At 66.7% G+C, this 20,315-nt stretch carries 14 protein-coding genes; 10 read left to right on the plus strand and 4 right to left on the minus strand.

Going from position 1 to position 20,315, the window contains the following annotated elements:
* The first annotated feature begins 46 nt into the window (after nt 1-46).
* Genes AC6BOR_RS10420 through AC6BOR_RS10435 form a run of 4 tightly spaced genes read left to right on the plus strand, consistent with a single transcriptional unit; the run spans nt 47 to nt 3,781 of the window.
* Nucleotides 47-493: a UDP-N-acetylglucosamine--LPS N-acetylglucosamine transferase gene (locus AC6BOR_RS10420; RefSeq protein ID WP_498058383.1), complete on the plus strand. Its 447-nt coding sequence runs from the start codon at nt 47-49 to the stop codon at nt 491-493.
* Nucleotides 490-990: a glycosyltransferase gene (locus AC6BOR_RS10425; RefSeq protein ID WP_498058384.1), complete on the plus strand. Its 501-nt coding sequence runs from the start codon at nt 490-492 to the stop codon at nt 988-990. Before AC6BOR_RS10420 ends, AC6BOR_RS10425 begins: the two co-directional genes overlap by 4 nt.
* A gap of 3 nt (nt 991-993) precedes the next feature.
* Complete coding sequence (locus AC6BOR_RS10430) at nt 994-1,818, plus strand: acyl-CoA thioesterase (protein ID WP_498058385.1); 825 nt, start codon at nt 994-996, stop codon at nt 1,816-1,818.
* A 31-nt stretch (nt 1,819-1,849) separates the two neighbouring features.
* A complete protein-coding gene (locus tag AC6BOR_RS10435; protein WP_498058386.1) occupies nt 1,850-3,781 on the plus strand; it encodes an alkyl/aryl-sulfatase in 1,932 nt (643 codons plus the stop codon).
* A 55-nt stretch (nt 3,782-3,836) separates the two neighbouring features.
* On the opposite strand, the gene AC6BOR_RS10440 is transcribed toward AC6BOR_RS10435, so the two are convergent.
* Genes AC6BOR_RS10440 through AC6BOR_RS10455 form a run of 4 tightly spaced genes read right to left on the minus strand, consistent with a single transcriptional unit; the run spans nt 3,837 to nt 13,132 of the window.
* Nucleotides 3,837-8,009 carry an LVIVD repeat-containing protein gene (locus AC6BOR_RS10440; RefSeq protein ID WP_498058387.1) on the minus strand — a complete coding sequence of 1,391 codons (4,173 nt, stop codon included), beginning with the start codon at nt 8,007-8,009 and terminating at the stop codon, nt 3,837-3,839.
* Between the two features lie 2 nt (nt 8,010-8,011).
* A complete protein-coding gene (locus tag AC6BOR_RS10445) occupies nt 8,012-9,880 on the minus strand; it encodes a hypothetical protein (RefSeq protein ID WP_498058388.1) in 1,869 nt (622 codons plus the stop codon).
* Entirely contained in the window at nt 9,861-11,804 is a 1,944-nt protein-coding gene (locus tag AC6BOR_RS10450; protein ID WP_498058389.1) for a heme-binding protein, read from the minus strand. Before AC6BOR_RS10450 ends, AC6BOR_RS10445 begins: the two co-directional genes overlap by 20 nt.
* An 8-nt stretch (nt 11,805-11,812) precedes the next feature.
* On the minus strand, nt 11,813-13,132 hold the full coding sequence (locus AC6BOR_RS10455) for a multiheme c-type cytochrome (protein ID WP_498058390.1): 1,320 nt from the start codon (nt 13,130-13,132) through the stop codon (nt 11,813-11,815).
* A 263-nt stretch (nt 13,133-13,395) separates the two neighbouring features.
* Here AC6BOR_RS10455 and AC6BOR_RS10460 point away from each other — a divergent pair, with 263 nt between their 5' ends.
* The 6 genes from AC6BOR_RS10460 to AC6BOR_RS10485 all read left to right on the plus strand — a co-directional run bounded on the left by AC6BOR_RS10460 (nt 13,396) and on the right by AC6BOR_RS10485 (nt 20,235).
* Entirely contained in the window at nt 13,396-14,166 is a 771-nt protein-coding gene (locus tag AC6BOR_RS10460) for a helix-turn-helix transcriptional regulator (RefSeq protein ID WP_498058391.1), read from the plus strand.
* A 45-nt stretch (nt 14,167-14,211) separates the two neighbouring features.
* Nucleotides 14,212-14,793 (plus strand): outer membrane lipoprotein carrier protein LolA, encoded by a 582-nt coding sequence (locus tag AC6BOR_RS10465; protein WP_498058392.1) that lies wholly within the window; start codon nt 14,212-14,214, stop codon nt 14,791-14,793.
* Nucleotides 14,794-15,031: 238 nt separating this feature from the next.
* Nucleotides 15,032-16,135, plus strand: coding sequence for an NADH:flavin oxidoreductase (locus tag AC6BOR_RS10470; RefSeq protein ID WP_498058393.1), 1,104 nt, complete (start codon nt 15,032-15,034; stop codon nt 16,133-16,135).
* A 27-nt stretch (nt 16,136-16,162) separates the two neighbouring features.
* A complete protein-coding gene (locus AC6BOR_RS10475) occupies nt 16,163-16,852 on the plus strand; it encodes an NUDIX hydrolase (protein WP_498058394.1) in 690 nt (229 codons plus the stop codon).
* On the plus strand, nt 16,849-17,934 hold the full coding sequence (gene recF, locus AC6BOR_RS10480) for a DNA replication/repair protein RecF (protein ID WP_498058395.1): 1,086 nt from the start codon (nt 16,849-16,851) through the stop codon (nt 17,932-17,934). The genes AC6BOR_RS10475 and recF overlap by 4 nt, the downstream gene beginning before the upstream one ends.
* 132 nt (nt 17,935-18,066) lie before the next feature.
* Entirely contained in the window at nt 18,067-20,235 is a 2,169-nt protein-coding gene (locus AC6BOR_RS10485) for a sensor domain-containing protein (protein ID WP_498058396.1), read from the plus strand.
* The last annotated feature ends 80 nt before the right edge of the window (nt 20,236-20,315 follow it).

A 20,315-nucleotide genomic window follows, 5' to 3' on the forward strand; every position in this document is an offset into this window, starting at 1 on the left:
GGCGGATTTCTTCCCCTAAGGCCATGGCCAGCAACGGGGAATCAACATGGGCAAGCGCGTGCTGGCCATCGCTTCGGGTGGCGGCCATTTCATCCAGCTGATGCGGTTGCAGCCCGCCTGGGCCGGCCATCAGGTGAGCGTGGCGACGGTGGATCCCAGCACCCGCACATTGGCCGGCGACGTGCCCTTCTACACCTTCCGTGATGTCTCCCGCGCCGATTGGTGGCGCATCCCGGCCGCCGCCCTGGATATCGCCCGCATCCTGCTGGCGGTGCGCCCGCAGGTGATCATCACCACCGGCGCCCTGCCCGGCCTGATCGCCGCCGCGCTGGCCCGGCCGTTTGGCACCAAAAGTCTGTGGGTGGACAGCATCGCCAATTCGGAAGTCCTCTCCGGCTCCGGCGCGCAGGCTGGGCTTGTGTGCAACCAGGTGGTGACGCAATGGCCGCATCTGGCCAGCGACCGGGTGGACCATTGGGGCAGCGTGCTGTGAGCGGGGTGTTCGTTTCGGTCGGATCGATGATGCCGTTTGACCGGCTGACCCGCGCCATGGACGAATGGGCCGCGGCCAACCCGGACATTCCGGTCGAAATCCAGATCGGCCGTGGTGATTATGAACCGCGCCACGCCCGCTGGGTGCGCAAGCTGCCGCTGTCGGACTATCAGGCCCGGGTCGAAGCCTGCGGGCTGTTTGTTGCCCATTGCGGTATGGGATCGATCATCAGCGCCATCGAAGCCGGCAAGCCGATCCTGATGCTGCCGCGCCTCGCCACGCAGGGGGAGCACAACACCGATCATCAGCTCGCCACGGCCAGGCATGTCGGCACCCGCCCCGGCCTGCATGTCGCGGCCGATGCCGATGATCTGAAAGCCCGCGCCAGCGCGCTGTTGGCCGATGCCGCCCATGATGCGGCAGGGGCGCCGGCGCCGATTTCGCGCTTTGCCGATCCGGCCTTCACGGCCCGCATCCGCGCCTTCATCGAAAGCTGAGCCGTGCACCCCTTCATCCCCGTCGAACCGACCGACCGGCCCGGCCATTACCGCATGGTGGTGCCCAAGAATCTCTGCGTCGGCCCGCCCGATCGGCTGTTCATGTTTGGCGGCGTGGGCCTGGCCAGTGCGCTGGCTGCGGTGGAGGCGCACACCGGCCGGCCAACCGTGTGGGCGGCGGCGCAATATCTGTCCTACGCCCGGCCGGGGACGTTGCTCGATCTGGAAGTGATCGTGCCGGTGGCCGGCAAATACAACAGCCAGGCGCGGGTGATCACGCGCGCCAGGAATCCTGATGGTTCCGATCAGGAAATCATCACCGTCAATGCCGCGCTGGGCAGCCGGCCCGACAGCCCGCACCACCAATGGGCCGAGATGCCCGACGTGCCGCCGCCAGAAGCCTGCCCGGAGATGACCATCCGCTGGCAACGCGACCCCGACGACATGAACAGCCAGTGGGATCGCCGGGTGGCGAGCGGCAGTTTCGGCCGGGATCGCGGCAAGGCGCCGCCGTCGCCCGATGGCATCGGCCGGCTGTGGGTGCGGCCGAACAACCCCGATCTGCCGATTGACCGGCTGGTGCTGGCAGTGATGGCGGATTTCCTGCCATCGGGCGTTGGCAATGCCATGGGCGCCAATGCCGGCGGCAACAGCCTGGACAACACCATCCGCTACATGAACTTCGTGCCCACCGATTGGGTGCTGGCCGATATCCGCATCCATGCCGTGCACGCCGGCTTTGCCCATGGCCGTGTGCATCTCTTTGCCCGCGACGGCACCCTGCTTGCCACCGCCAGCCAGAGCCTGATTGTGCGAATTCACAGTTGAGCCGCGCCGTCGCTGGGCCTAGCCTTGCGACATGACACCGCACCTCATCGCCCTGCTGCTCGCCTCTGCCGCCAGCGCCGCGCCGCCACCGCCCACGGCCAGCCCGCAAACCCAGGCCGACAACGCCGCGCTGGCCGCCACGCTGAACTGGGCCGATACTCAGGATTTCGATTTCGCCGGCCGCGGCTTTCTGGGCAGCATTCCCGACGGCAAGATCCGCGATGCCAAGGGCGCGGTGCTGCGCGATCTGAATGACGAGGCGCAGTTCAGCGGCCCGGCGCCGGCGACGGTGAACCCCAGCCTGTGGCGCAACGCCAGCCTGCTGGCCATGCACGGCCTGTTCCAGGTCGCCGACGGCATCTGGCAGGTGCGTGGGCTCGATCTGGCCAACATGACGATCATTCGCGGGGCAACCGGCTGGATCATCATCGATCCCTTGACCGGGGCGGAGGCGGCGACGGCAGCGATGACCCTGGTCAGTGAAAAGCTGGGCAAGCGGCCGGTGGTGGCGGTGATCTACACCCACAGCCATGTCGATCATTTCGGCGGCGTGCTGGGTGTGGTGAACCCCGCTGATGTGGCGGCCGGCAAGGTGGCGATCATCGCGCCCGAAGGCTTCTTCGAACATGCCGTCTCGGAAAATGTCATCGCCGGGCCGGCCATGCTGCGCCGCGCCAGCTACATGTTCGGCGCGCTGCTGCCGCGTGGGGCCACCGGCCATGTCTCCTCCGGCCTGGGGCCGATGGGCACGCCGGGCAGCTATGGCCTGATCCCGCCGACCGACAGCATCAAGACGACCGGCGAGACGCGCACCATCGACGGGGTGGAGATCGTCTTCCAGGTGACGCCCAATACCGAAGCGCCGGCCGAAATGAATTTCTACCTGCCGGCGTGGAACGCGCTGTGCCTGGCGGAGAACGCCAATGGCGCCATGCACAATCTGCTCACCCCGCGCGGCGCGCTGGTGCGCGATGCCAAGGGCTGGGCCGATTATCTGATCGAGGCGCGGCGGCGCTGGGGCGGCAGCGCCAATGTGCTGTTCACCAGCCATTTCTGGCCGCGCTGGGGCAAGGACCAGATCAGCGATTATCTGCTGCGCCACGCCCAGGCCTATGCCTTTGTGCACAACGAAAGCGTGCGGCTGATGAACCAGGGGCTGAACGCGGTGGAGATTGGCGAGGCGATCAAGCTGCCCGAGCCGCTGGGCAAGGCCTGGTTCAACCGGCCCAATTACGGCAGCCTGAAATTCAACGCCCGGGCCGTCTATCAACGCTATCTGGGCACCTTTGATGGCGATCCGGCCAATCTTGATCCGCTGCCGCGCAGTGATCTTTCATTGCGCCTGGTGGCGCAGATGGGCGGCGCGAAGAAGGTGCTGGCCGCCGGCAAGGCCGCGGCGGCCAAGGGCGATGACCGCTGGGCGGCGACCCTGCTTTCCACCCTGGTGCGCGCCGCGCCCGACACGCCGGGAGCCAAGGCGGCGCTGGCCGGCGTTTATCGCCAGCTGGCCTTCCGTGCCGAAGCCTCACCCTGGCGGGATTTCTATCTGACCGGCGCGCAGGAACTGGAACAAGGCATCAAGCCCAGCACCCAGGCTGCCGCCGCCGGCATCGCCGCCAACCTGTCGGTGACCAACCTGCTTGATTCGATGGCGGTGCGGCTGGTGCCCGAACGCGCCATCACCCCGATGACCATCGCGTTCGAAATCCCGGATGCCAGGGAACGACACCTCGTCACCATCGGCAATGGCGTCATGCTGCACGAAAAGGGCGTGGACGATGCTGCGCAGGCCACCCTGGTGGTGCCACGCCGGGCGTTGATCGGCCTGATCGGCGGCGCGGTGAAGGCGCCGGAGCTGATGGCCGCCGGCCAGTTGCAGATCAAGGGCGATCTGGCCGTGCTGCAGCGCTTCATGACGCTGTTCCAGCCGCCGAAGCCGGATTTCCCGCTGGTCGCGCCGTAAGGGCCGCCCTCCGCACCTTCACCCTGTCATGCTGGCGCAAGTAGGCAGCCTCACCCTATTTCCGGAGCGGTGACCAGGCCCCCATATCCACCCGGTCTGTCACGCGATAGGGCTGGCCATTCTCGCCGATGAAGAAGCGTTCCGTCTCCTTGCGGTTGAACGGCCGGGAACCAAGGCGACCCAAGATGGCGATCTGGCCGCCGGTTTCGTCCACCGCCCGGTCACGGTCCAGCCCCTTGGCGACCGACAGAGCCGGCTTGGGCGTCCGGGCAAAGGCGATCATCTCCGGCATCGGCTTGGGCGAGAAGCCATAGAAATTGGGCTGGCTGTCGGGACTGGTCAGCTGCAGCACCTTCACGCCGTTGCGGCCATCGGCAACATAGGCGAACAAAGTGGCGTTGGTGCTGGCCACCACCACATCCTCGGCATCATTCAACGTGCCGTTCGCGGTGAAGCGCTGGTGGAGTTTGGGCGCCAGCGGCTTCTTCACGTCCACGATCACCAGGCCATCCGATTTTGCGGCGACATAGGCATAGGTGCGGGCCAGATAGAATTTGCGCGCGTCCGCAATCGCCAGCGTGGCTTCGGGATGATGGACCGGCCGCTTCAGGTCGGCGATATCGAAGACTTCAAGGCCATTCGCTGTCGTCACCCACAGATAGCGGAACTGCACGGCGCTGGCCCGCGCGTCATTGAGCGGCAGACTGGCCGCCAGCTTCGGCGCCCGGGGATTGTCCAGATCGACCACCACCAGGCCGCGCGGCGTCGTCACATAGGCGATGTGGCCGGCCAGCGTGATGTGGCGGGCATCGTTCAGCACGCCATCGGGGTTCCACGCCGTGCGGCCACCTTCCAGCACCGTCCGCTTCAGGAAATTGTTGCGCGGCTCGCCATCGGTCAGCGTGTCGAAATTCACCAGCACCAGCCCCTCGATGCTGTCGGTCACCACCGCATAGCGGTAGATCTCGTGCATCTTCTGCTCCTGGTTATAGCCGGCCAAAGGATCGGCCAGCAGCTTGCCGGCGGCGCGGGCCTCCTGCTCGCCGACGATCCTGTCGTTGCGCGGCACGCTGATCGGCTGGTTGGTGGCAATCGCCATGCAGGTGGCGTTCGCCGTCTTCACCTGGGCATCATGGCCCAGCGCCGAGTAGGGCGACTTGACGATGCGTTCCGAAACGCCCTTGTTCGACAGATTGGCGATATCATAGGCGACAAAGCCGCCCCGGCCTTCGGCAACATAAAGATATTCGCCGCGGTTCTGGATGCAGCGCACCTCGCCGCTGGTGCCCTGGGTGATGTTGCGGATGTCCTCGGTCGGGTTGGTCTCGCCCGACAGGCGCTTGTCGAACACCCGCCCGCGGGTCCAGTTGATCAGCTCGCGCTTGTTCTTCTCCACATGCAGCTTCCAGAAATCCGGATAGGCATAGCGATGGAGATAGGAGCCGAACACCGCCTGCGGTTCGCCAAACTCCGTCACCCGCACCGCTTCGACAGCGCGGTCGAGGCCAAAGAAGGCGTGCATGCCAACGAAATTGACGAAGTTGGTGCCCTGAAGCGTCAGCTGGGCGAGGATGGCATTGTTGTCGTCATCCTCGCTCACGTGGCAATCGGTGCAGGTCTTGGTTTCCTGGGTGCGCACCGTGTGCGGGAAGTGCGGCGCAAAGGCCTGCGACGAGAAGCCCGACGCCGCGATCGGCGGCTGCTGCACATAAATGCGCTCGCGGTTGATGTTGGTGGAGGTGAGGATCAGCGCCGAGCTGGAACGGATCGGCGCGATGATGCCGCCCTTGCTCGTCTGGTGGCGGCCGAGCTGGAACATCTCGTCCCGCGCCACCTGCGGGTTGTAGGTGGCGAAGTTGCGGGTCTCCTGCTCCTCATATTTGTGCGTCGTCGATTTCCAGTTGGCCTCGATCGGCAGGTGGCAGCCGCCGCAGCTGGTGGTCCAGCTGGTGTGGCAGGCAAAGCAGGCCATATTGTCGTCCTTGTGGGCACGATCGCCCACGCCGGGGCCGAATGACATTTTTCCGCCAGTGGCAACCAGCGTGCCCATCAACTTGGCCCGCGCCGCCTTGGCATTGAAATCCGGGTGGTCGCGGGTAACGCTGTCCTTCACCAGCTTGACGCGCCAGACCAACGCCGGATCGCTGGCCGAACGCTGCCACAACACCCGGCGGCCATCTTGCAGCCCCCATTCAAAGCGCAGCCGGCCATCCGGGTTGCGGATGTTCGACAGATCGGTGCCCGGCGGCGGTGCGGCCAGGTTGGAGGTGCGCAAGCTGGGATAGGCATCGGCGGTGCCGTGGCAATCCTTGCAGCCAATCTCCACGCTGTTGGCCACTTCGCCGTGGATGAAGCCATTGCCATGGGCATCCTGGGCGAAATGGCAATCGGCGCACTGCATGCCCACTTCGGTGTGGATGTCCATCAAGTGCACCGCCTTGCCGGGCTGGCCGGGGCCGGGCACGGCAGCGGGCTTGGTGAACTGCGGCCCACCTGCCTTGCGGAACTTTTCCGGATCATCATTGGCGACGATATGGGCCGTGTCGGTGCCCCAGCTTGCCATGTTGCCGCCGGCATCGAGCAGATTTCCCTCGCGGTCACGCTTGTAAACGGCGCGGAAGTTCCAGCCATGGCCGTGATAATCGGCGAACTGGGTGTCCTTCATCTTGTCGTTGCGGTCGTTCACCGTGCGCAGGAAATCCAGATCGCTCCACGCACCATGGGCGGCGGCGCCTTCGGGGTTGCGCTCGTTGGTTGTCCGCACTTCGGCGGCGGTGGGATAACGCTGGCGCTTGAACAGCCGGTCATATTCGGCGTCGGACATGCCCGCCGGCTTGGGATAGGGATTGTCCGTGCCCGGCCACATGCGCGGCGCATCGCTTTCATAATCCCACATCGTGTAGCCATAGTAGGTGTTCACGAACATGTTGGGCTGGTGCATGTGGCAATTCATGCACAGGCTGGACGGCATGGCGCGTGTGAAACTGTGCCTGATCGGGTGGCCCGGCTCGTCCTTCCGGATCGTCGGATCGGCACTTTGGCTCTGCCCGTCACGGCCGGCGGAGGCATAGACCGACGAGTGCCGCACCTCGCGGTCGTTGGCATAGACGATGTGGCACGAACCACAGCCCGACGTGCGATAATCGCCCGGCTGGTCATTGGTGCCCATGAACCAGGTGAAGGGGTCGTTCAGCCGCGTCTTGTGGATGTTGATCACTGGCACCGCGATCCTGAGGCCGGTGCCGGGCCCACGGTTGGACTGGCGGATATCCGGCCGGCCCGGCTCTTCCAGCCGCTGGATGCTGCCCAGGCTGTTCGGCAGGCCGATTTCCGGGAAGGTCGGGTTGATGTTGCGGCCGCCACGTTCGAACACGCGGAAGATATCGGCCGGCGGGATCACCTGCCAGGCCGGCAGCGGGGCAAGGAAGGGCAGGGCGCCGCGCGCCTTTTCGGCATCCGAAAGCGCGCCAATGCCCTTGGCGCCGGGGCTGAACATCAGGCCGGGCAAGCTGGTGTCATGATGGCCGCCGCCCGCGGCATGATGATCATCGCCATGCTTCAGGCCCAGCTCGCCATGGCCCGACGCATCGCCGTTCCACGCCCCCAGCATGCCGGCCGTCTGGCCCGGCCGGTAATAGGCCTCGCCCAGGACGTAGTTCTTGTAGGGCAGAATGCCGTTGTTGTAGGCCGCGCCGCCGAACAGCATGGCGCCGGTGGCCATCAGGCTGCGCTCGGCCCGTTCGATGATCTCCATGTGGCAGGCGCCGCAGGCATCGCGGGCGGCGCGATAGTCAGACGGGTTGACGAAGCGGACGAACTCCGGGCTCTCGCGGTTGAGCAAGGTGTAGCTGCGCTTGGGGTTGGCCGACGACGGGAAGTGCCAGCTTTCCGGGAACATCGGCAGCACATGGGCATCGTCGCGCAGCTTCCTGTAATTGGGATCGCCCATCGCCAGCGCCGGCGGCGCGATGATCTTCGCATCGCCGCCGTGGCAATCGGTGCACCCCAGCACGACCGATTTGGGCGCGTGCATCGTCGCCTCGTCGCTCGCCGTGTGGCAGCTGATGCAGCCGGCCGATTTGGCATCCGCTTGCGCCTGCGTCTGCCATTTCGGCGCGGCGGGGGCGCGGACATGGGCATAATCGCGCGGCACCGGCTTTTCGCCTTCCGACGCGATCGCCATCCCCATCAGGGGCAGGATCAGCAACAGGGCGAGCCGTTTCAGCATGATCAATAAGCCAGCACAGCGTTGAACAGCACCGAATAATAATGGCCGGTGCGGGGTGAATTGGTGAACAGGTCGCGGAAACCGGCGCCGGGCTTCAGCACCGCGCCTGACAGGCGGAACACCAGATTCTGGTTGAAGTGCGGGCGGTATGTCGCCGCCGTCGACAGATCCCAGCCGATATCCTTGGGGATCGTCCCTTCCACGCGCAGCGCCCGCAACACGGCGGTGGTGGCAAACCACAGATGGTTGGCGCTGCCGCTGATCCTGAGTTCGGGCAAGATGTCGAAATCGGCGCCCACGCCCAGCAACATGGTGCCGGGGTTGGTGAAATTGGCCTGGCCCTGTTCCTTGGACGATTTGAGATCATTCAATATGCCGTTGCGGCTGTTCACCGAAATGGCGCGGCCGCCACCGGCAAAGGGGGTGGTCTGGCGCACCCAGTAACTCGTGTCGGCGCCGGCAAACTGCGGATTCTCGAAAATCGCCGCATAGCCGCTGTCAACATCGTCATACGGGTTGGAATCGCCGGAGGCATAGAGCGCCGAGGCGCGGAAGCGCGCCCAGCCGCGGTCATAGCTCGGCTCGACCGCCACGAACCAACTGTTGATCTTCGCCCGCCGGTCCGTGAAGATGTTGTTGCGGTTGGTGCCTGTCGCATGCGTGGCCGACAGTGACAGGTTGATCCGGCCGATATGGCCATCGGCGTTGTAGCTCAGATACACCACATCATAGCTGCGGCCGCGCAGGGTGCCGAGCAGCGCCGGCCGCACCGGGAAGCCGTTGGTATCCACCTGCGCATCATTGCGCTCGCGGTTGATGTTCCAGATGGCGCTCACCTGGCTGGTCATCCCCGGCAGCGGCAGATCCTGGCGATAGAGATTGGCGACGAACAGCGCATCACGGCGGGGGCTGCGCAGCACGGCGTTCAGGCCCGAATTCGTATCCTTCTCCAGCCGCCAGAAGGCCGCCAGATTATATTGGAAGCGATTGTTGTCGCGGTTGCCGAACAGGCGCACGCCCAGCTGGTTGTCCTGGAACAGGAAGCCGCGAAAATCGCTGGAAAAGGGCTGGATGCCGATACGCAGCGAATCGAAATCATAGCGGTCCGACGTGTTCCGAAGGTGATAATCCAGAAACAATTCCTGCACGCCCACGAACGCATCGGTGCGCAGGGACCGTTTCGACGGCAGCACCGACAGCACCCGCTGTTCCGGCACATCGACATGGTTCACGTTGAAGGCAATCGCCGCGCGCAGTTCATATTCGGGCGGCTTGAAGGCGGTCGAGCCCTTGGTCAGCGCCGCGCCCAGGATGAAGGTCTGCGCGAACACCTCGCTATATTGCCGGCCGAACACATCATTGTTGCCCGGCCGCTCCGTCGTCTGCACGCCCACCGGGATGGGGAAGCTGCGCGGTTCGGCCAGCGTGTCGGAAATCGCGGTCAACTGCAGGAACAGGTCGTGCGTGCCGCAGATCGGCCGATCGCCCTTCAACGTGTTCTGGTTATAGGGGTCTTTCCAGTTGGATTTGACCAGGCCCAGCGTTTCGATCAGCCGCCAGCGATCCGGCACCGGCAGATGATCGGCGGGAAAATCGCCCTGCTTCGGCCAGGCCACCGCGCCCTGGTTGGCCTGCACCACCGGGTCCCATGTCTGCGGCCCGCCCATCCCCGGCACCCACCGGCCGGGCAGATTGCCGGCGTCCGGATCGGCCGGCGGTGCGGCCTCTTCGCCCGGCAGCCGGTCCTTGGGCGGTTCCACCTTGGCATAGCAATCAAACCATTTGCCGAACGGCTTGGCCACGGCCGGCCCCGCGCTGCCCAGCAGCGCCAGCAGCACGAGGCTGCGCCACTCAGCGCGCCTGGCAGACATTGTTCTCGCTCGTGTCGAGGAAGGGCGCAAACGGGCAGCCAACAAAGCGCAGCCGCACCGGCGAAGCGCCCGCCACCGGCACCTGCACCTGATCCGACCGGATGCTGGCTGGCGGCAGGCCGATGCCGCCCACACGCAGCCCGGCATTGCTGGTGCCCAGGAAGCTGATCATGTCATCCTGATCGATGCCGTCGCCCGACACGCCGATCGCCCCCACCAGCGTGGCGCCGCGATAGATGGGCACGGCGCCGGGGAAGATCTGGATGCCATTGGCCAACCGGTTCTGCCCGCCCGGCGTGTTGGGCAGGAAGCTGCATTGCCTGGGATCGCCGCCGCCCAGCACCTGCACCAGATTTTGCACGATCAGCGCCGATTGCAGGCCGGTGGAAAAGGGCGACCAGCCCCTGATATCGCGGCTCAGCGCGCCTGGCGGCCGGCCGGCTTCGCCATCGGGGAAATAGGGGCGGGCAATGTTGCCGATGGCCCGGTTTGACACCGCCACCTGCCCGGTGAGGAAGCCGGTGTTGCCAAAGAAGGCATTGGTCTTGCTGACGAAATCGCGCACATTGGCATCGGGTGCACCGGCCGCCGTCACCACCGCGCCCAGTTCGGCAGCCGCACGCGGGTTGGAGAAAAAGGCCGCTGTGCGCGCCTTTTGCAGCGAGACATCGATGCCGAACACCGGCGCATCCGGCGAACGCACCAGCCCCAGCACGGCGCCGCGCGTGTCCACCACCGAAATCGACACCTGCGCCCGGCTGTCGAGCGGCTGGCGGATCTGGGCGCGGGCGCGCGCCATGATGGCAAAGGCCTCTTCCAGGATGGCGCGGGCCTCGGCAGCGGTCAGCGGCTGCGCCACGTCGCCGGCATCGCTGCCGGCCCGCACCGGGTAGCGGTTGGCACCGGCCCCGTCGCTCAGCACATAGGCATCGGGATGGTTGAACTCCGCCGCTGTCGCCGGCCGCACGCCGCTGGCCTCGCTGCCATAGGGGGTGCCGGCCACGATGCTGGCGGCGTTGAAGCCGGCCACCGCCACCAGGCTGCCGGTCAGGCTGGCAAAGCCGGGCGCGCTGGCCGGAGTGGCGCGCAGTCCCGCCGCCGCCGCATCGCTATAGCGCAGCAATGTGCCATCCACCGAAATCCGCTCCGCCCGGATCGTCGCAGGCGCCTCGAACCCGGTGGTGGCGGCGAGCGCAATATGCTCCTCGTCGTCGACGTCGGTGTCGGTCACGTCGGTGTCAAAACCATAATCGCCATCGGCCATGATGCCGACACCGCCCACCACCACGCCGTTCTTGTAGAGCGGGAAGCCGCCGGGATCGGCGGCGAGGCCCAGCGGCGAGCGCTTGGGGCCGATCATCGGGCTGCCCACGCCAAAACGGGTGACCAGATCGGAACAGGGCAATTGGCTGAACTGCACGCCATAAAGCGGGCCGGATTCCAGCCCCACCGTGCGGGCCGAGGGCGGGAAATGCGGCTGCACGATCATCGACGCGGTGCGGGTGGAAAAGGCATTGCCGCCTGACGACAGATAGGCGCCGGTGATGGCCTTGGCGATGGCGGCAAGCTCGGCCGGCACCGTCACACCCTGGGCATCGATATTGGCGCCATTGGCGTTGGGCCGCGTGGTGGCGGTGGCGCGCGCGCCAGCCATGCGATAGACGGCCAGCACATTGCCCACCCGATCGACCACGGCAATCACCGCCGGCAGATTGCGCGCCGTTGCTTCGGCGGCGGCGCGGGCAATGATCGCCTGCACATCGGCGGTGGTCAGCGCTTCGGCAGCCGGGCGGGTGAACACGCTGGCCGGGCTGACCCCGGGCGACGGCGTCGGGCTGACCGCCACCGGGGTGGACGGCGCACCGCCACCGCCGCAACCGGCCAGCAGCAGTGCCGCCGCTGCAACGCCCGCCGTGATGCGCACAGCCGGCGTCATTTCAGTGCCCGCGCCCGGCCGGCAATCTGGCCCAGCGCGGCGCGGAAGGCTGGCGCATCCCAGCGGTTGGCATCGCGGGCCAGCGCATAAGCGCGGTCAAGATCGGGCCGCAGTGCCAGCGCCGCCGCCCGGTCCACCTGGCCGGCCGCCACCAGCGCATTCAGCAGCGTGTCCGCCGCCATCACCGCCTGCGCACCGCCCTGATAATCGGTGTAGGCCGGCGCATTGCCCACCAGCACCGCCTCGATCAGCGCAAAGCTCTGCGCCCGGTCAAAGCTGGCCCCGGCAAAGCGCCGGGCCAGAGTGCCCGCCGTGGCCTTCAACGCCGCCGCCGCCTTCAACGCGCCCACCCGGTCACCGCCCAGCGCGGCGTGGAAGGCGCGGCTCTGGCCTTCCAGGCTGCGCGCCAGATCGGGCGCCGCCACGCGGGCAGCGGCCATCAGCATGATCATCTGCTCGTCATTCCACACCGGTTGGCCGGGTGGGATCGGCCGCCAGCCGTTGCTGCGCGCCACCAGCTGGGCGGCCGGATCATCGCTGAACGTGCGATGGCAGCTGCGGCAATCATAGAAATAATAATCCGGCCCGGTCAGCCCTGCCGACGTGGCGGGCAGCAGGCTGAGCGCCCGTTCCACCGCCATGGCCTGGCCCACCGCCCAGGTCTTCACGCCGCCGGAAATCCCTTTTCGTGCCCGATAATCAGCGTCTTCATCATGGTGCGATTGCAGGCTGGTGAACAGGTCCAACTCGAACGCCACGCGCGGGTGGCCGGCGGCCATGATGCGGTGAAACACGAACTGGCCCGGCTTGTCCGATCCGAAATGGCAATCCAGGCAAACGCCGGCGCGCACGGCGGGGTTGTGCATCGCCCACATGCCGCGCGCCACGTTGTCGGCGGTGCTGGCCTTCACACTGGCATGGCTGGCCAGCCAGTTCACCGATCCGCCATGGCAGGCCTCGCAACCAACGCCATCCGATTGCTGGAACTTCGGCCCGCGAACCGGGGCGGGATCGCCGTGGCAATTGATGCATTCGGGGCTGGCGGCAACATTGGCGATGCCCAGCCGGCGGCCGATGGCCTGGGCGCGCGGCTCCATCAGCACCTTCCAGGCGCGGCTGTGCACGCCGGTCAGGCTGGCCGGGTCGCTCCAGGTCATCACCTCGTTCTGGCGCACGCGCGGGCCGGTGGCCTCCTGCCGGCCATGGCAGGTGGAGCCGGCGCAGGTCGCCACGCCCTGGTGCAGCGCCCGGTCGTGCCCGGCGGCCCAAACGGCCGATTCGCTGCCCAGCACGGCCAGCACCAGCCAGGCCAGCATCGCCAACCCCCTGCTGCGGCGCAGTGCGTGCCATGGAACGTTCACAGCAAAATCCCCCCAGTGCGACACAGGGTAGCAAAGGCAAAAGCCGATGCAAGACATTGAACGGCCAATATCAGGCAAGCCGGCACGCCGCACCGAAAGGCCATTGCCGTCAGGTCAAGGCTGTGATTACTTCCCGCCCGAAATCGATAGGGACAGGGGCAACCACACGGCCCGTCAGAGGCCAGGCCCTTCTCCGAAACGCGCTGGGGAGTGACGTCATGGATCTGCGTGCCAATCTTGCTGCTGTCTCCGTCCGGTCGATGGCCGATGTGCGCCGGGCGGCCGAAGCGTTGCGCGACATCGCGCTCGGCTGCGGCGGGCTGCATGTCATCGCGTCGGACAATATCGCCTCCAAACACCCGATGGAGGATGCCGAAGGCAATATCCTGGCCGCTGATGTGTTCGGCTGGACCGGCGAGAACGAGCATTGGTGGAAGGATTCAAAGCTCGCCCTGTCCTCGCCGCTGCCGCGCGCCTGCCGCTATGAAAGCGAGGTGTTCTGGGCCAATGCCAGCGGCTTCTACACCCGCCAGCCCAACCCTTATCTCGACGAGATGAACCTCGAGAATTTCGAGAAGCGCGCGCTCACCAAGGCCGCGATCGTGGTGCCGGTGCACCTGCCCTTTGGCCAGATCGGCGCGGTCTGCTTTGTCAGCCGCGATCCGGGCCGCTCCGACCTGTCGGCCGAATATGATGCCTGGGGCGATCCGCTCGCCCTGATGTCCCACCGTTTCCTGGCCGGTTATGTGAAGGCGCACCGCACCCGCCGCTGGCTGCCGTGCGATTGCCAACTCACCAAACGCGAGGTGGAATGCCTGCGCTGGGCCAGCATCGGCAAGACCGACAAGGAAATCAGCCTGATCCTGTCGCGCAGCCACGCCACCGTGCGTTTCCACATCCAGAATGCCGGCGAAAAGCTGAACGCCGTCAACCGCAGCCAGACGATCTTCAAGGCGGCGCAGTTGGGGTATCTTGGCGCGGCAGCCTGATCCGTTCATGGCGCATGAAGCCGCGGCCGTGTAAGGCGCGCGGCCATGCGCATGCTTGTTCCCCTTGCCCTGTTGCTGGCCGCCCCGGCCGGCGCCACCACGCTGTCTGATGTCGCCACATCGCTGAAGGGCACGACCAGCCTGTCGGCCGATTTCGTGCAGCAGGGGGCCGATGGCCGCACATTGCCGGGCAAATTGTGGCTGGCGCGCCCCGGCAAGGTGCGGTTCCAGTATGACAATGCGCCGATGCTGCTGGTCGCCGATGGCCGCACGCTGGCCTTTGTTGATTATGAGGTGAAGCAGGTCAGCCGCTGGCCGGTCCGCAAGACGCCGCTGCAGATCCTGCTGGCCGCCGAACCCGATCTGGCGCCGCTCGCCCGCATCACGCTCGATTCGCCCGGCCTAGTCGAAGTGCTCGCCCGCGATCCCAAGCGGCCGGAGTTTGGCACCCTGCACATCCGCTTCACCCGCTCCGCCGCGGCGCCCGGCGGCCTGGCGCTGGCTGGCTGGACTGCGCTGGATGCGCAAGGCGGCCGCAGCGAGGTGCGATTGGCCAATGTCCGCTATGGCGCCAGCATGGCCGGCGTGAACTGGGGCTTTGCCGATCCGCGCAAGGCGGCGCGCTGAAATCTGAACGGAAACAAACACCCCGTTCATGGGCGGGCAAGGTCGAATCAGTCATAACCCACGTGTAGCCGCTGTTCGGCGATCCGGGTTTTGCCCCCTGTTGACCGGATTGCACGCGTAACCACCAGTGGCTGCATGCGTGACGAGCGCAGACACGACCCCCGGCACCCGCCCCCGGTGCCGGGGGTCAACTTTTGAGAGGCGTGCATTTCCGGCCCGATCCGCTAGGGAAGCGGCCATGAGCACGCAAACCCTCTTCCGCCCCTTCACCCTCAACGGCCTGGCGCTGCCCAACCGCATCGCCATGGCCCCGATGACGCGCAGCTTCTCGCCGGCGGGCCAGCCCGGCGAAAATGTCGCCGAATATTATCGCAAGCGCGCGGCCGGCGGCGTCGGCCTGATCATCACCGAAGGCACCGCGGTGGAGCGCATCGGCGCGGCCAATGATCCCGATGTGCCGCATTTCTTCGGTTCGGCCCTTGATGGCTGGGGCCAGGTGGTCAAGGCCGTGCACGGCGAAGGCGGCAAGATCGCACCGCAGCTGTGGCATGTCGGCGCCCTGCCCAACCGCCGCAACCCCAAGGCCGAAGAAGCCGAAAGCCCGTCGGGCCTCTACATGCCCGAAAAGACCAACGGCCGCGTGATGTCGGATGAAGACGTGGCCGATGCCATTGCCGCCTTCGCCCGCGCCGCCGGTGATGCCAGGCGGCTGGGCTTTGATGCCGTCGAACTGCACGGCGCCCATGGTTATCTGATCGATCAATTCTTCTGGGGCGAAACCAACCGCCGCGATGGGCGCTGGGGCGGTGCGACCTTGCCGGAACGCGCCCGCTTTGCCGCCGAACTGCTGAAGGCCGTGCGCGCCGCTGTTGGCCCTGATTTCCCGGTGATCATCCGCCTGTCGCAATGGAAGCAGCAGGATTTCGGCTTCCGCCTCGCCCCCAGCCCGGATGAGCTGCTGGCCTGGCTTGCTCCGCTGGCCGAAGCTGGCGCCGACGCCTTCCACTGCTCGCAGCGCCGCTTCTGGGAACCGGAATTCCCCGAGATTGACGGGCCGGAGGGCCTCAACTTCGCCGGCTGGGCGAAAAAGCTCACCGGCACGCCCACCATCACGGTGGGCAGCATCGGCCTGTCGGGCGAATTCGTCGCTGGCATGCGCGGCGAAGCATCAAAGCCGGCCAGCATCGACAATCTGCTCGCCCGGCTGGAGCGCGACGAATTTGATCTGGTGGCGGTGGGCCGCGCCCTGATCGTCGATCCGGATTGGCCGCACAAGGTGCGGGACGGCCGCTTTGGCGAATTGACCGATTATACCGCACAGGCACTGATGACCTTGGTGTGACGGCCTTGGATGCGCTAGGGAAACACCATGCGCGTCGATGAAGACAATGTGCCGATCCTGCCGGGCCGTTCGCTGCGGCCCAAGGATGCCGCCACCCTGCTGCTGATCCGCCGCGATGGTGGCACACCGCGCGTGCTGATGGGCCGGCGGGCGCGCGGCCATGTCTTCATGGCGCAGAAATGGGTGTTCCCCGGCGGGCGCATCCACCCCAGCGATTTTCGCGTGCCCGTTGCCAGCGAACTGGCCGATCATGTCGCCACGTCCTTGTGCCGCACCGCGCCGCCGCCGCGCGCGCGCGCCCTGGCGGCGGCGGCCGTGCGCGAGCTGTTCGAGGAAACCGGCCTGGTGCTGGGCCAGCCCGGCAAGGGCAGCACACGCTCGCCGGAATGGCGGGACTTCCTCGGCCTCGGCTATCTCCCGCATCTGGCGCCGCTGCAGTTCGTGGGCCGCGCCATCACGCCGCCGGTGCGGCCGCGCCGCTTTGATGCGCGCTTCTTCATGGCCGATGCGGAAGCATTGGTCAGCCTTGATCCCACCAGCGGCTCGGGCGAGCTCGACGAGATTGCCTGGTTCAGCTGGGACGAGGCGGAAAGGCTGGACCTGCCCAGCATCACCCGCGCTATCCTCGCCGATGTGGCGGCGCGGCTCAGCGACCCGACGCGGCCCATTCCCTACCACCGTTTCGACGCCGGCAAGCACCGTCTGCTTGATCTGTGACGGCGATTACCCGCCTTGCCCTCACCGATGTTCGTAACCACGCCGCAGCCAGCCTGGCCGCAGCGCCTGGCCTGGTGGTGATCACCGGGGAGAATGGCGCCGGCAAGACCAACATATTGGAAGCCATCTCGCTGCTGGTGCCCGGCCGTGGCCTGCGCGGGGCGGCCTTGTCGGCTGTGGCGCGCCATGGCGGCCCCGGCGGCTGGAGCGTGGCCGCGAGCCTGACAAGCCCGGACGGCCCGGTGCAACTGGGCACCGGCACGGCGGCCGATGCACCCGATCGCCGGCTGGTGCGGATCAACGGTGCGGCGGCAACCGCGGCGGCGCTGGGCGAATGGCTGGCGCTGGTCTGGCTCACCCCGGCGATGGACCGGTTGTTCAGCGACAGCGCCTCGGCCCGGCGGCGGTTTTTCGACCGGCTGGTGCTGGCGCTCCACCCCGGTCACGGCCAGCGCGTCAGCCGTTATGAGGCTGCGATGCGCGAGCGCAGCCGCCTGCTCGCTGCCGATGCGCCGGCCGATCCCGTCTGGCTGGCCGGCCTGGAGGCGGATATGGCCAGCCATGGCGCCGCCATCGCCGTCGCCCGAGCCGATGTGCTGACTGCATTGGCGGATGCATTGGCGGCTGCGCCCGATGGCCCGTTTGCGCGCCCGTTGATCGCGCTTGCCGGCAATGATGCCGATGATCTGGCCGGCCGGCTGGCGCGGGGTCGGGCGCGCGATGCCGCTGCGGGGCGCGCCATCGAAGGGCCGCACCGCGCCGATCTGATCGTCACCCACCAGACCAAGGCAATGCCGGCCGCTGCCTGCTCCACCGGGGAGCAGAAGGCGCTGCTGATCGCCATCGTGCTGGCCCATGCCGGGCTGGTGGCGGATCGCCAGGGCCGCCCTCCGATCCTGCTGCTCGATGAAATTGCTGCGCATCTGGATGCCGGCCGTCGAGCGGCGCTGTTCAGCCAATTGGCCGGCATGGGCGTGCAGGCGTGGATGACCGGCACCGATCCGGCACTGTTTGATGCTGTTGCCGGCTGCTGGTTGCATGTCGACCAGGGTGTTGTGCTGCCATCCGCCCCGCCGGGCTGATCGCCAAAAGGCAAGAATGGAAAGCTTTTGGCAGCCTTGGTCAAAATTTTACGATTTGGGCGCATAGCCTGAAATAAAGCAAAGTCGCGAATCGCCGTTGCCCTTCGACATGATCCTGGGAGAGTGAACCCGATGTCGGACGTGAGTTGGTTGCTGGACGAGCAACTGGCGCCGCGCAGCCCCCTGGCCGGCCGGCCGCTGGATGCCCGTGCGTTGGCGGCAGCCGAACCGATCCTGGAAGTGGCCGGCATCGGCGCCTGGCAATACACGCCCGGCGGCACCCTGTGGTGGAGCAACCAGACGCGGCGGATCCACGGCGTGTCGGCGGGGTTTGTTCCCACACTCGATCTCGCGGTGAATTTCTATGTGCCCGAACATCGGCAGATCGTGTCTGATGCGGTGGCGCGGGCCAGCACGGATGGCAAGCCCTGGGATCTGGAACTGGCCATCCGCCGCAGCGACGGCGAACGCCGCCAGGTGCGGGCGCGTGGCCGCGCGGTGCGGCGCAAGCGCAGCGAGGCGCTCTATCTGTTGGGCACGTTTGAAGACATCACCGATCGCCACGTAGCCGCCACCCGGGCGGCGCGCGAACTGGAATTGCGCAGCCGCACCGAAACCCTGTTGCGCGATGTGATCAGCGGGATTCCGGCGGCGCTGTCGGTCTATGATGCCGAAGAACGGTTGATCCTCGTGAACGAGGTGTATCGGGATATCCTGCCGGGCAACCGCCAGTTCATGGTGCCGGGCGAAACCCTGGCCAACATCATCACCCGCAAGGTGATGGCCAATCATTATGTGCCGGAAATCAGCGGCGATGATCCCCCGGAAGCCCGCGCCGCCTGGGTGGCCGATTATCTGCGCCAGCATCGCGCCGCCGGCTACAAGCGGGTGTTTCACCTGGCGGACGACAAGTTCATGCAGGCCAGCACCGCCATTTCGGAAAGCGGCAACATCGTTTCGATCCGCACGGATGTCAGCGAGCTGAAGCGGGCGGAGCGCGAACTGCGCCGCCGGGCTGAGGAAGATACGCTCACCGGGCTGGCCAACCGCGAGGTGCTGCTGAACCGGCTTGAACAGGCGGCACAGGGCAATGCACCGGGCTTCCTGATCCTGCTCGATGTCGATTTCTTCAAGGCGGTGAATGACAGCCTGGGCCATGCCGCCGGCGATTTGCTGCTGCGCATCGTCGGCCGGCGGCTGCGCATGCTGGTCGGCAAGATCGGCGGGCCCGGCAGCATTGCCGCCCGGCTGGCTGGCGATGAATTCGCCCTGATCATCAACCGCGCCGTCGATCCCGATCAGCTCGCCGAACTGGCCACCGGGCTGATGACCCGCATGCGCCGCCCGATGCAGCTCGGCGCCAGCCGCTATGCCCCGTCCGTCTCCGTTGGGATCGCGCCCTTTCCGGATCAGCCCTGCGATCCCAAACTGCTGCTGGCCAATGCCGATGCGGCGCTGCTCGATGCCAAGCGCCAGGGCCGCGGCCGCCACGTGATCTTCAGCGCCGCGCTGGCCGAGCGCGTGGTGCGGCGGACGCAGTTGGCGGAAGCGTTGCGGCAGGCCCTGGCTGTCGGCAAGTTCCAGGCCGCCTTGCAACCCCAACAGCGCCTGCGCGATGGCAAGGTGCTCGGCTTCGAGGCGTTGGCCCGCTGGCAGCATGGCAACCAATGGGTGCCGCCGTCAGAGTTCATTGCCCTGGCCGAGGATGTTGGCCTGGCCCAAAGCCTTGGCAACGCGGTGATGGATGTGGCCATGGCCAGCTTCGCCGCCATGCTGGCTGTCGGGCTGGAACCTGGCCATCTCGCCATCAACGTCTCAACCGCGCAATTGTTGGCGGATGATTTTGTCGATCTCGTGGCTGCTGCGCTGGCGCGCCATGGCATCCCGGCCGGGCGGCTGGAAATTGAAGTCACGGAAACCGTGCTGCTTGATCGGTCCACCGCCCGCATCGGCCAGACCCTGGAAGCCCTGCGCGCCATGGGATGCACGCTCGCCATGGATGATTTCGGCACCGGCTATGCCTCGCTCTCCCATCTCACGCGATTCCCCGTCGATCGCATCAAGATTGATCGCAGCTTCACCCACGCCATCGACAGCGAGGATGGCTCTGGCCTCATTGCCCGCTCGCTGATCCAGCTGGGCGGCGCGTTGGGGCTGGAGGTGATTGCCGAAGGGGTGGAAACCGACAGCCAGCGCAACTTCCTGTTCACCCACGGCTGCTCGGCCATCCAAGGCTATTGGTTTGCCCGGCCGATGCTGCCCGATGCCGCCATGGCCTGGCTGCGCGCCCAGGCAGGCTGAGTCGACAAAATCAACCCTCGCGCGCGCGGGCGGGAGTCTCTATAGCCGCTGGACGACCATCCCAAGCCGCAGGCCCCCGC

Source organism: Sandarakinorhabdus sp. FBCC-B8862 (assembly GCF_059745315.1).